This window comes from Streptomyces jumonjinensis (assembly GCF_009600885.1).
Lineage (GTDB): Bacteria > Actinomycetota > Actinomycetes > Streptomycetales > Streptomycetaceae > Streptomyces > Streptomyces jumonjinensis.
Genome location: NZ_VCLA01000160.1, coordinates 108271 through 120472, shown reverse-complemented (window position 1 = coordinate 120472; position 12202 = coordinate 108271). Strand labels below are relative to the sequence as shown.

Annotated in this window: 9 protein-coding genes; 5 read left to right on the top strand and 4 right to left on the bottom strand. The window is 73.4% G+C overall.

Annotated features, from left to right (window positions below):
- The 3 genes from kdpB to FF041_RS23245 form a co-directional block, all read right to left on the bottom strand.
- Window positions 1–1641 (bottom strand): potassium-transporting ATPase subunit KdpB (gene kdpB / locus FF041_RS23255; protein WP_153524629.1); only part of this gene is annotated, 1641 nt, incomplete at its 3' end.
- A 480-nt stretch (window positions 1642–2121) separates the two neighbouring features.
- Window positions 2122–2526, bottom strand: coding sequence for a hypothetical protein (locus FF041_RS23250; protein ID WP_153524597.1), 405 nt, complete (start codon window positions 2524–2526; stop codon window positions 2122–2124).
- A gap of 187 nt (window positions 2527–2713) precedes the next feature.
- On the bottom strand, window positions 2714–5767 hold the full coding sequence (locus FF041_RS23245) for a helix-turn-helix transcriptional regulator (RefSeq protein ID WP_153524596.1): 3054 nt from the start codon (window positions 5765–5767) through the stop codon (window positions 2714–2716).
- A gap of 440 nt (window positions 5768–6207) precedes the next feature.
- Between FF041_RS23245 and FF041_RS23240 the strand changes: the two genes are divergently transcribed.
- On the top strand, window positions 6208–6738 hold the full coding sequence (locus tag FF041_RS23240; RefSeq protein WP_153524595.1) for a GNAT family N-acetyltransferase: 531 nt from the start codon (window positions 6208–6210) through the stop codon (window positions 6736–6738).
- A 19-nt stretch (window positions 6739–6757) separates the two neighbouring features.
- On the opposite strand, the gene FF041_RS23235 is transcribed toward FF041_RS23240, so the two are convergent.
- Entirely contained in the window at window positions 6758–7816 is a 1059-nt protein-coding gene (locus FF041_RS23235; protein WP_153524594.1) for a LacI family DNA-binding transcriptional regulator, read from the bottom strand.
- A 536-nt stretch (window positions 7817–8352) separates the two neighbouring features.
- On the opposite strand from FF041_RS23235, the gene FF041_RS23230 reads away from it, so the two are divergent.
- The 4 genes from FF041_RS23230 to FF041_RS23215 are packed head-to-tail and all read left to right on the top strand — an operon-like array spanning window position 8353 to window position 11883.
- Window positions 8353–9246: an ABC transporter substrate-binding protein gene (locus FF041_RS23230; RefSeq protein WP_323392467.1), complete on the top strand. Its 894-nt coding sequence runs from the start codon at window positions 8353–8355 to the stop codon at window positions 9244–9246.
- Window positions 9246–10349, top strand: a complete 1104-nt coding sequence (locus FF041_RS23225; protein WP_153524593.1) for an amino acid ABC transporter permease — start codon at window positions 9246–9248, stop codon at window positions 10347–10349. Before FF041_RS23230 ends, FF041_RS23225 begins: the two co-directional genes overlap by 1 nt.
- Window positions 10349–11092, top strand: coding sequence for an amino acid ABC transporter ATP-binding protein (locus FF041_RS23220; protein ID WP_153481491.1), 744 nt, complete (start codon window positions 10349–10351; stop codon window positions 11090–11092). The genes FF041_RS23225 and FF041_RS23220 overlap by 1 nt, the downstream gene beginning before the upstream one ends.
- 23 nt (window positions 11093–11115) lie before the next feature.
- Window positions 11116–11883 carry a type 1 glutamine amidotransferase gene (locus tag FF041_RS23215; RefSeq protein ID WP_323392465.1) on the top strand — a complete coding sequence of 256 codons (768 nt, stop codon included), beginning with the start codon at window positions 11116–11118 and terminating at the stop codon, window positions 11881–11883.
- The last annotated feature ends 319 nt before the right edge of the window (window positions 11884–12202 follow it).

Here is a 12202-nt window from a genome sequence, read left to right as displayed (position 1 = left end):
GCCGGTCATCGCGACCAGCTTGCCGCCCGCCTGCTCCCGCTTGATGAGGGCGAGTTTGTCCTCCGGGGTGGCCTCGGCGAGAAAGTCGTCCACCCCCGCCTCCCGGGCGATGGCCCGCGCCGTCAGCGGATTGTCACCGGTGATCATCACCGTGCGGATGCCCATCCGGCGCAGCTCGGCGAAGCGTTCGCGTATCCCGTCCTTCACCACGTCCTTGAGATGGACGATGCCCAGCACCCGGGGGCCGTCCCCGTCGTCCACGGCCACCAGCAGCGGGGTGCCGCCGCCCGCCGCGACGGCGTCCGACCAGGCGCCGGCCTCACCGGGCGGGTTGCCGCCGCGCAGCCGCGTCCACTCGATGATCTGCGCGGCGGCGCCCTTGCGGATCCGGCGGACGCCGCCGTCCGCCCAGCGCAGATCGACGCCGCTCATCCGGGTGCGGGCGCTGAACTCCACGAACTGCGCGGAGGCCAGCTCCCCCGGGTCCGGCTCCCGCAGCCCGTACCGCTCCTTCGCCAGCACTACCACCGAACGGCCCTCGGGGGTCTCGTCGGCGAGCGAGGAGAGCTGGGCCGCGTCGGCGAGGGCCAGTTCATCGATGCCGGGGAGCGGGATGAACCCGGCCGCCTGCCGGTTGCCGAGGGTGATGGTGCCGGTCTTGTCGAGCAGCAGGGTGTTCACATCGCCCGCCGCCTCCACCGCCCGCCCCGACATGGCGAGGACATTGCGCTGGACGAGCCGGTCCATGCCCGCGATGCCGATCGCGGAGAGCAGCGCCCCGATCGTGGTGGGGATCAGCGTGACCAGCAGGGCGACCAGCACGGTGGTGGACTGGGCGGCCCCGGCGTGCGAGGCCATCGGCTGAAGCGCGATGACCACCAGGACGAAAATGGCGGTCAGCGCGGCGAGCAGGATGTTGAGTGCGATCTCATTGGGGGTCTTCCGCCGGGACGCGCCCTCCACCAGGGCGATCATCCGGTCCAGAAAGGAGTACCCGGGGCGGGAGGTGACCCGGACCACGATCCGGTCGGAGAGCACGATCGTGCCGCCGGTCACCCCGGATCTGTCGCCGCCGGACTCCCGGATGACCGGGGCGGATTCACCGGTCACCGCCGACTCGTCCACCGCCGCGATCCCGTCGACCACATCGCCGTCCGCGGGGATCGCCTCACCCGCCGAGACGACGACGAAGTCGAAGAGCCCGAGTTCGCTCGCGGGGACCGCCTCCGTCTCGGCCCGGCTCGCGTCGATCCCGTACTGCCAGTGGCGCAGCCGCCGCGCCACCGTGTCCGTACGCGCGCGGCGCAGGGAGTCGGCCTGCGCTCTGCCCCGGCCCTCGGCGACCGCCTCCGCCAGATTGGCGAAGATCACCGTCAGCCAGAGCCAGCAGCTGACGACCCAGGTGAACACGGAGGGGTTGAGGAGCGCGGAGAGGGTGGTGAGCACGGAGCCGACGGCCACGACGAAGAGCACGGGGTTGGCGATCAGCACACGGGGGTGGAGCTTCCGCAGGGCGTCGGGGAACGACCGCAGCAGCTGCACGGGTTCGAAGAGCCCGGCGCCGGCGGCGTGCCGCCGGGCGGGCGGGCCGGCGGGGGGCAAGGGGGCCGGGGGCGCCGGTGCGGGCGCGACGGGATGCATGGTGGGAGCCCTTCTGATGACAGCGGCGGCCGGTGTGCACGGCCGCTCGCGCACCGGGGCCCGGAGATCGCGTGCCCCCGCCTCATGGGCGGGGCCGGTCATGCCACTGACGGGTCGCGGTCTCCGGGAACTCCGGCGTCCGGGGCAGGAATCTATTCCGCCGACGAGCCGGGCGGGGCCCGCTCCCCGGCGCTCTGGTGCGTCCTTAACGGATCCCGTCCGCGTCCTTGACGCCCGTGGGTACGCCGCGCGGTCCCGGAGAGGCCCGTGGGTGCGCCTTGCCGTCACCGGAGACGCCCGCAGGTGCGCCTCGCCGTCCCGGAGACGCCCGGCGGGTATGCCGCTCCCTCCCGGAGGACATGCTCCGCGGAACCCGGGCCGCCCCGCCCGTCCACCGGGCGGGGCGGTGGGCGGGGCGGCCCGGGGACGCCCGGCCGGGCCGCGGTCCTCAGCGCGGCCCGCACCGGACTCCGGCGGGTGTCACCCGTGGTGCGGGCCGCCCCTGCCGGTGTTCCGGTGGGCGCCGGTCGCGGCGTTCCACGCGATGGAGGCGCAGTAGTACGCCGAGCCCGTGGCACGGTATCCGGTGATGTGGTCCCCGCTGGTCACCCACTGCCAGGCGCCGCTGAGATAGTTGCCCGGGTTGGTGGGGTAGTGGTCGGAGAGCGCGACATGGTCCCACTTGCCGACCACGCCGCTGTTGTGGCCGCCGGTCCGGAGACAGCCGTGGTCGTCGGACATCCAGCGGCTGCCGCTCATGGCCTGGGGGCCGCCGGCTTCGGCGACCGGAGCGGCGGGCGCGATCCGGGCGTTCGCGGCGCCCGCGAGGGGCAGCATGGCGACCGCGGCGAGCGCGGCGGCCTGCACGCCTTCGAGAACCTTCATTTCGCGGCCCCTTCGGAGGTCGGTCCGTTCTGGAACGCCTCCGAGTCTCTCCGTGCCGGAACCGGCGCGACATCGTGGAAGGCCACGATCACAGAGGGGCGATACGGTGGCGGACCGGAGGATCCCGGAGGGTCCCGGGGGGTCCCGGGGGAACAGACCGCTCGGACTTCCCCGTACCGGGTGCCGCTCAGACCTCCCCGGACCAGGGGCCGCCCGGCTCCCCGGAGCGCAGCCGGGCGGCGAGCTGGGTGCGGCGGCTGATCCCGAGCTTGCGGTACGCGTGGGTGAGATGGGTCTCGACCGTACGGCGGGCCAGATGGAGCGACTCCCCGATCTGGTGGTTGGTCAGACCGCGCACCGCCAGATCCACGATGCGCTGTTCCGCGTCGGTGAGCGGACTGGCGGCGTCCGTCACCGGAGCACGGCCGACCCCCCGGGCGCCCGCCAGCGCGAGCGCATGCCCGGCCGCGCGGAACAGCCGTGGCAGCGAGGGATCCCCGGCCGTACCGACACGGCCCGAGGGATCCCCGGCCGTGCCGACACGGCCGTCCGCGTCCCCACCGTCCGGCTTCCCACCGTCCGGCTCCGTCGTGTCCGTTTCCCCTTCCCCGCTGTCCGGCCGGTGCGCTCCGGTGCGCTCCGCGAGCGGTCCGCGCGGCAGCTCGGCGGACGGCCGCTGGGCCAGCCGATGTGCCTCGCGCAGGGCCTCGCGCCCCTTCCGGCCGTGCCCGGCGGCGATCCGGGCCCTGCCGAGATCCAGCAGCGCCTCGGTGAGCTCCACCGGCGCGGGGGCCGACCGCAGCAGCGCGACCGCCTCGTCGAGGGTCTCCAGACCGAGCCGGCCGCCGATGGCCACGGCCCGCAGATGCAGCGCGCGGCCGATGACCCGTGGCGTCCCCCAGGCCCGGGCGTGGCGCAGCTCCTCGTCGGCGAACCGTACGGCTTCGACGGGGCGGCCGAGAGCGGTGAGGGCCTGGGCGGCCCCGGACCGCCACGGCTGGGCGATCGGGCTCTCGAAGCCCCGCTTGCGCTTACGGGCTCCGCAGGCCAGATAGTCGTCGAGCGCCTGCTCCCAGCGGCCGTCGAAGGAGTGCAGCCTGCCTCTGACGTAGAGCAGCTCGTCCCAGCTCCATGAGCCGTTGAATTCCCATGCGGCGGACTCGGAGAGCAGTCGCTGGGCGGTGTCGCCCTGGTCGAGCTCGCCATGGGCGATGGCGAGGGCGGCCACCACATGGGGCAGTTGGATCCCCTGGTCGGCACAGGCCCGCAAGATGGGCTCGTTCTCGTCGATGACCTGCTGGAACCGCCCGGTGCTGAGGCTCGCCTTGCCCCGGGCCAGGATCAGCTGCTGCTGGCCGAAGTCGGTGAGGTCGGGAAGCGCGGGCGGGTGGGGCAGTGCGCGCCGGGCGAGATCGCGGGCGTCCGCCGGATGGTCGGCCCACTGGAGCAGACAGGCCGAGACGCTGAACAGACTGGTGCGCAGCCGGGGATGGAGGGGATCGGCGAGCAGGTCGAGCACGCGCGCCGTGGACTCGTGGGCGGAGACCTCTCCCGACCCGGCCTCGTACAGCGCGACCAGGCTGTCGGCGAGCGCCTCGGCGGATTCCGACGGCGCGTCCGGGGAGTGTTCAGGGGCGGCGGCGGACGCGGGGGAGTCCTCCGGGCGGGTGCGCAGTGCGATCAGCGACCGCGGGAGCTCCTCGGGGTCATGGACGCCGATGGCGGCGGCGACGACTCGCGTGGTGCGCGTCAGCCGGGAGTCCTCGTACGGGTCGGTGGCCTCTTTGAGCACCCGCATCGCCGGTCCGATACAGCCCTGGGCGACCAGTGCGCCGCAGAGGGCGGAGGCGACCCACAGCCGCTGGGGGCCGTTGGTGAGCTGGAGTTCACGATGGAGTCTGCGGGTGCTGGCCACGGCGGACGAGAAGAGCTCCAGGGAGGCGAGCCGGCAGGCGAGCGCGGTACGCCGGCCCTCGGTGAGCGGGCCGGTGGAGGCGGAGCGCAGCAGCGGCACCGCCCGCTCGGGACGGCCCTGGCCCAGTTCGAGCTCGGCCGCCTCCTCCAGGATCCGCGTCATCCACTCCTCGGTGATCTCCGGCAGCCCCACCAGATGGGCGGCGACGGCCGGTGCGGGGGCCCCGCCTTCGTAGAGCTGCCGTGCGGCGCGCAGCCGCAGCGGGGCCAGTTCGCCGTCCCGGGCGCTCGCGAGCACCGCCTCGCGGGGCAGCGGGTGGGAGAGCAGCCGCGCCAGCCGGGGCATGGCCCGCAGCACCCCGCGCTGCCGCTCCCGCGTCAGTCCGGTCACCCCCGCGAGGAACGCCGGGTCGGCGCCGGCGATCCCGGCCGGGAGGAGGGGGGTCCCGCCGTCGGGTGGGAGGAGGGGGACCTCGCCGTCCGGTGGAAGGGGGACGGCCTCGCCGTCCGGATGCATGAGCGGCGGCGTACCGGACGGGGACGCTTCCTCGGCGGCGGCGCACAGGGCCAGCGCCAGTGCGGTCGCGCGCCGGGCGGGTGCGGGATCCGAGTCCAGCAGCTGGGCCACTGCGTCGCGATAGCGGGTGTCGACGAGTTCGTCCAGCGTCCGGGGCACGCCCTGGGCGGGCAGGTCCGCGAGGAGCGCGTGCAGCAGTCGCGGATTACCGGCGCTCGCCTCGGCGCAGAGCCGGGCGGTGGTCCGGCCGTGCCCGTGGACGGCCGCGAGCTGTTCCACCGCCGGGTCGCTGAGCGGCGGCAGGGTCGTCTCCTGCCCGGTGGCCCGGAAGAGTTCGCCCGTGTCGAAGGAGGGGGCCGAGGTGAGCAGCAGCAGTACGGGCAGCCGGCCGAGCCTGCGGGTGAGATAGCCGAGCCACCGCCAGGACGCCTCATCGGTGTGCTGGAGGTCCTCGACGGCGAGCAGCACGGGCGGCCCGCCGGCCAGCCGGGTCGTCAGCCGGTGGAAGAGCGGCTGCCGTGACCCGGCCGGAGGCCCGTCCGTGAAGGGCAGGGCGGCGTCCTCCTCCGGGAAGAGCTGCCGCAGTACGCCGAAGGGGTACTCGGCCTCCTGGGGGACGGAGCGGGCGTGCCGTACGCGTATCCCGCCCGTGGCCCGTTCCTGCCGTAAAGCCCCCTCGACGCAGGACGTGAGTCCCATTCCCGGGCCGCCCCGCAGCAGCAGCCACCGCCCGCGGCCGTCGCGAGCCGACGCGCCGTGCCGGGCGACCGCCGTGAGTATGGCTTCCCGTTCGAGCAGACTGTTCGCCATCAAACTCCCTCGTTCAAGACCGGTTGTACTGATCAATGATCTACTCAGGTATCTGGGCGGGTAATCACAATCGAAGGAAAATGGCCATATAAGGCAGATTTGCTGATATTTGGCTGACGGGGTGGGGCAGGGGGGTAGGGAGGTAGGGGGATGCGGCGTGATCCGCGACGGGCCCGGGGAGGGCCGGGCGCGGCCGTCCCCGGGCCCGTGGTTCGCGGCTCGCGGTCCGCGTCGGCCGTCACATCAGGCCGGGGAGGCCGTGCTCCGGCTCGCTCCGCCCTGTCAACTTCCTTACGGGGGACCGCTGATGACCGGTGACGGATGTGACGTAATCTGTCCTCTGTTTCTCGGGTGAGACCTGCCTGATTCCCGGCCGGGTCCACCGGACCCCCGTGCGCCCGGAGCGTCGCGCGCCCCGTGGACCGAAGAGAGGGAATCCATTGACCACGGTCGTGCCGCGTTCCGCCGCCGTACCGCGTCCCGAACTCCCCCCGGCGCACTCGCCGGTACGGCGCGCGGCCCCCGGCGACGCCGCGGCCCTCCACGCGCTGTCCCGGATCCACTTCGTCAGTGGAGCGCTGCGGGAGCGCCCGCTCGGGCTGTACGCCGCCGACGCGGAGGACTTTCTCGTCGTCGAGCGGACGGACGGTGCGCTCGCCGGATGTCTGGGCCTGCGCAGCCACCCGAGCACGCCCCACGGCCCCGGCGGCGTCCTCTACAACTTCTGTGTGTCGCCCGGAAGTCAGGGCAGGGGAGTCGGCTCGGCGCTGCTGCGGGCCGCGCTGGCGGCGGCGGCCGACCGCTCACTGCGGGCGGTGTTCACCGCCACCAGCGGGGGCGGTGAACTGTTTCTGCGCCATGGATTCGTCCCGGTCCCCGCCCTGCTCGCGCCGCCGGAGTGGGCCGGTGCGCTCGACCCCCGGCGCGGCTCCCGGGTGCTGGCCCGCGCGCTCGGCGGAACCTCGCGCTGAGGCCCCCGGGGCAGCGGTCTCAGACGCCTCCGGGGCCGCCCCCGGAGCGGGAGGTGGACCGGCCCGGGACAAGGGCGCAGGGCACCGAAAGAGGTTCGGGCGCAAGGCCGTTCAGCAGGTCGATGAGCATTCCGGCGCAGAGCGCGCCGGTCTTGCGCGGTGAGAGCGTCAGCAGGGTGAGGGCCGGGCGGGAGCTGGGCTCGCCGTCGCCCATGGAGGTCACCAGCAGATCGCCGGGGATGTCCAGGCCGAGTTCGGCGGCGGCGGCCGTCAGCGCCTCCCCATAGGTCTCGTTGAGCGCGTGCACGGCCTCCGGCCGGCCGGGCCCCGACAGCAGACGCCGGGCCGCGTCGAGCGCGGGCTCGCCGTGCTGGACCCGCTCCACGGCGGCGGGCAGCGAACGCCGGTCGCACCAGCGGGAGTACGCCGCCTCGCTGTCGAGCGTGTACGAGTCCGGTTCGGGCCCGGTGAGCAGCGCGGTCCGGCGTGCCCCGCGCTCATGGAGGTGGTCCATGACCAGCCGGACGCCGTTCTCCATGTCGCTGTGCACATACGGGATCGAGGCGTGCGCCGGGTCGAGCGGCCGGCCGTCCGTGACCACGGCGAGGCCGCGGCGCCGGGCCTCGCTGATCACGGGGTCGCCCGGCACCGGGTCGACCACGATCAGCCCGTCCATCGGGATCCTGGTCCACAGATCGGTCCCCGGCCGCGAGGGCACGACCACCAGCGCGTAGTCGCGGTCGACGGCCTCCACCATCGCGCCCGCGGTGAGGGACGCGTAGTACGGGCGGTAGGTGCGCTCCCATGCCTCGGCGCTCTGATGACCCGCGGCGAGACCGACGACACCGGTACGGCCGGTGAGCAGGACCTGGGCGGCGGGGTTGGGGCGGTAGCCGAGCTCATCGGCGAGCGCCCGCACCCGCTCACGGGTGCGGGCGCTGACCTTGCCCTTGCCGTTGAGGGCGTGCGAGACGGTGGTGATGGAGAGCCCCGCGGCACGGGCGACGTCCTTGATGCCGACCGTGCGTGCCGACTCGGGGAGCTGGTGCGGTCCGGCCGGTCCGGTCGGTCCGGTCATCGTCTCGGTTCTCCTTGTGTGTCGTCCGGCCGGGGCCGGTCCGGCTGGTCGAGCCGGTCGTTCGGGTGGGTGCGCCGGGCCGGGTACGCCCGCCGCACGGATGGGTGCGCCGGGCCGGTACGCCGCCGCTCCCGCCGGTCCGGTCGGCGCGGGACGCTCTGCCCGGTCCGGCCCGTACCGGCCCTGGGTCCGTACCGCCCCTGGGTCCGTTCCGGCCGTTCGGTGGTGGTGACCGGAGCCGGCCCCGGCCGGACCGGCCGGGGCCCGCGATCGCATCCTGCCCGCTCCCGGGAGCCGTCGCACAGGCCGTGCGATGACCTTTCGGCGCCGGTGCCCGGGGTGACCGGACCGGCGAGGAATACGGACGGCCCGGGTCACCCCGATCCGTCCGTATTCCGGGTACCCCCTTGACGCGCCAAAACCTTTTGGTTGAGCATAGCGGCCATCCCCACCGCCCAAAAGGTTTTGGCTTGCGTCATGAGCCTGTTCAGGAGCCTTCTCCGGGCGGTCACTTCTCGGACCTTCTGGGAGACCATGTGCGCCGCCGACCTCTCCGTACCCTCGTCCCGGCCCTGGCCGTACTCGCCGCCGCCGCCCTGAGCGGCTGTGGCGAGAACGCCCCCGGCGGCTCGTCGGGCGCCTCCGTCACCACCGCGAAGGACGGCCGCTACGGCGACTGCGAGGTCTCCGGGAAGAAGGGCGGCGTCAAACTCAAGACCGTCTCGTCCGGCACCCTCACCGTCGCGGGTGACCTTCCCTCGCGAGGCTGGTGGAACGGCGAGACCGTCGACGACATCAAGAGCGGCTTCGAGTACTGCCTCGCCGCGAACATCGCCCACCGCGCCGGGCTCGACAAGCTCAGCATCCGCAACGTCTCCTTCGACGCCATGGTGGCGGGCAAGGGCAACGGCTTCGATCTCGCCATGGCGGAGATCTCCATCACCGACGAGCGCAAGAAGGCCGTCGACTTCTCCAGCCCCTACTTCGCGTCGAACATCGGCGTCCTGGCCAGGCCCGGCAAGGTCACCGCCGACAACATCCGCGAGCTGCGCCTCGGCGTCAAGCAGGCCACCTCCGGGGCCCAGTTCGTCCGTGACACCGTGAAGCCGGAGAAGGAACCCCAGGTCTTCCCCGGCGACGCGGAGATGCTCGCCGCACTCAAGGGCGGCCGGATCGACGCCGTCCTCACCGACACCGCGATCGTGCTCGGCCAGGCCAAGGGCGCGAAGGGCGAGCTCGCCGTCGTCGGACAGTACGAGACCGGCGAGTCCTACGGGGCCCTGCTGCCCAAGGACAGCAGCAACACCGAGGTCGTCAACGGCGTTCTCGCCGAGCTGGAGTCCGACGGCACCCTGGAGCGGCTCTCCGAGGAGTACCTCGGCGACGCCCTCGGCGGCGACCCGGCCGCGGTCCCGGTCTGGAGCCTGTGATGACCACCGCCACCGTCAAGAGCACCCCCGCGGCCACCCCCGCCGCCCGGGTCCCCGTCCCGCGCGTCCTCGCCCCCGCCGCCCTCGCGGTCTCCGCCCTGAGCTGCGTCTTCGCCGTCTGGACCGCCGCGACCCTGTGGCAGGCGGCCCCGGACCAGGGCGGCTGGGCCTGGACCCTGAGAGCCGTCGCCGTCATCGGCGGCCTGGCCGCCCTCGCCGTGCTGAGGCCCGCGACCGAGGCGATCCGCCGCAGCGGCCGGGCCCGTGCCGCCGCGGCCGTCCCCGGGCGGATCGCCGAGGCCCGTGCCGAGGCCGCCGACGCCCGGGAAGCCGCCCAGGTCGCCGCCGGCAGCTCGCTCGCCGTCGTCGTGCTCACCCTGCTCGCGGTCTTCCTGCTGGCCAACGACCACGCCGTTCAAGCCACGTTCTTCAGCCCCGAGGCCATCTCCTCCAGCTTCCGGAACGTCACCGAAGCCTTCGGCACCAATGTCTTCATCGCCGTCGCCGCCGAGGCCCTGGTACTCGTCTGGGGCCTGGTGCTCGCGGTGGCGAAACTGGCCCCCGGGCGTGCCGGGCGACCGCTGCGCTGGCTGGCCACCGCCTATATCGACGTGTTCCGTGCGGTGCCGAGCATCGTCATCATCTACCTCATCGGCTTCGGTCTGCCGCTGGCCCAGATCCCCGGGCTCAGCTCGCTCACCCCGACCTGGGCCGCGATCTTCGCGCTCACCCTCACCTACGGCGCCTATGTCGCCGAGGTCTACCGGTCCGGCATCGACTCCATCCACTGGAGCCAGACGGCCGCGGCCCGCTCCCTCGGTCTCTCCCACGCCCGCACCCTGCGCCATGTCGTCGTCCCCCAGGCCGTACGGCGGGTGACCCCGCCGCTCCTCAACGACTTCATCGGACTCCAGAAGGACACCGCGCTGGTCACCGTGATCGGCACCATCGACGCCTTCAACCAGGCCAAGATCTACGCCTCCAATGAATTCAACCTCTCCTCGGTGACCGTGGTGGCCGCGCTCTTCGTGGTGATCACCATCCCGCAGACCAGATTCGCCGACCGGCTGCTCGCCCGCGGCGCGAGCGGGAAGGACAGCTGATGGCATTCCTCACGATCGAGGGCATACGGAAGTCCTACGGCGGCCACGAAGTGCTGCGCGGACTCGATCTGACGGTGGAGCAGCACCAGGTCGTGACCCTGATCGGGGCCTCCGGATGCGGCAAGTCGACCCTGCTGCGCTGCATCAACGCCCTGGAGGAGATCGACGGCGGGCGGATCGTCCTCGACGGCGACCCCATCTCCGGGCGCGGTGTGGACGTGGACCGGCTCCGGCGCGACGTCGGAATCGTCTTCCAGCACTACAACCTCTTCCCGCACATGGACGTGCTCCGCAACATCACCCTCGCGCCGACCGTGCTCGGCCGCAGCGGCAAGGAGGAGGCCGAGGCGCGGGCGATGGAGCTGCTGAAGCGGATCGGGCTCGCCGACAAGGCGACCGCCCTGCCCGACCGGCTCTCCGGCGGCCAGCAGCAGCGCGTCGCCATCGTCCGCGCGCTGGCGATGCGGCCCCGGCTGCTGCTGCTGGACGAGATCACCTCGGCGCTCGACCCCGAGCTGGTGGCCGAAGTGCTGTCCATCGTGCGCGATCTGGCCGAGGACGGCATGACGATGCTGCTGGCGACCCATGAGATGGGCTTCGCCCGGGACGTGGCCCACAAGGTGTGCTTTCTGCACCAGGGAACCGTGCTCGAAGAAGGACCGCCGGAGCAGATCTTCGGCGCACCGGAGCAGGAGCGCACCAAGGCGTTCCTTCAGCAGATCGTGGAGGCAGGGCGACTGTGACAGCGGCAGAGCGGAACAACCCCGTGACGACGGGCACCGCCGGGGACGGGAACGGGCACGGGGACGGCGGTCCGAGGGTTCTCGTCGTCCAGCACGAGGACGGCACCGGACCCGGGCTGGTCGGCGAACAGCTCATACGGTCCGGTCTGGACCCCCGGGTCCACCACCCCTGGGCGGGTGAGCGGCTGCCCGACTCCCTCGCGGGATACGCGGGACTGCTCGTCCTGGGCGGCGCACCCAACTGCGACGACGAGAAGACGGCCCCCTGGATACCGGCCGTACGCGCCCTGATGCGGGAGGCCGTCGCCGATGGCGTACCGCAGCTGGGCGTCTGTCTGGGCGGCCAGATCCTGGCCAGGGCCCTCGGCGGCAGGGTCGTCGTCCGCGCCCGGGGCCCGGAGGTGGGCGCGGTCGCGCTGCGGCGGCTGCCCGCGGCGGACGGCGACCCGGTCTTCGGCCGGGTGCCCGACGGCACGCCTGCCGCACAGTGGCACTGGGACGAGATCAGCGAACTTCCCGAAGCCGCCGTCCCCCTGTTCACCGGCGACGACTGTGTGCACCAGGCGTTCCGGGTGGGGGAGCGGACCTGGGGCGTCCAGTTCCATCCGGAGGTGCTCGGCGACGCCGTCGCCGAGTGGTCGCTCTCGGACGGCCCGGCGGTCCGGGCGGCGGGCGGCGACCCCGAGGCGGCGGTGGCCTCGGTCCGCACGGCGGAGCCGCGTCTGCGGGAGATCTGGGAGACGATGGCGCGGAGCTGGGCGGAGGTGGTGCACGCGTACGCCGCCCGGTGACGGCGGCGGACACTCCGCGCGTACGCCGCCCGCTGGCGACGGCGACCGCGCCGTGGGTTCGTACCTGGGCCTGGGGTCTGGCCGTCCAGTGCTGTGCCACAGGCATGTGCCGGGTATGGGGGACGGCCGGTCCACCGCCGGGGCGCGGGCGGCCGGACTCCGCGGTGGACCGAAAGGGCCGGGCGTCCGTACGGTTCGGGAACAAGGGCCGCCGGTTCCACGGCAGAGGCCCTGGACTGCGGGCCGGGCTTCGTCCGAGGTCGCGGGCCTCACCGGGGATGTTCCACGGAGCCGGTGGCTCCGGGTGTGTGCTTCCCGC

Coding starts and splice junctions, on each gene's coding strand:
- FF041_RS23250 (WP_153524597.1), bottom strand. CDS start 2,526: ATGAAGGTTCTCGAAGGCGTGCAGGCCGCCGCGCTCGCCGCGGTCGCC.
- FF041_RS23245 (WP_153524596.1), bottom strand. CDS start 5,767: ATGGCGAACAGTCTGCTCGAACGGGAAGCCATACTCACGGCGGTCGCC.
- FF041_RS23235 (WP_153524594.1), bottom strand. CDS start 7,816: ATGACCGGACCGACCGGACCGGCCGGACCGCACCAGCTCCCCGAGTCG.
- FF041_RS23225 (WP_153524593.1), top strand. CDS start 9,246: ATGACCACCGCCACCGTCAAGAGCACCCCCGCGGCCACCCCCGCCGCC.
- FF041_RS23220 (WP_153481491.1), top strand. CDS start 10,349: ATGGCATTCCTCACGATCGAGGGCATACGGAAGTCCTACGGCGGCCAC.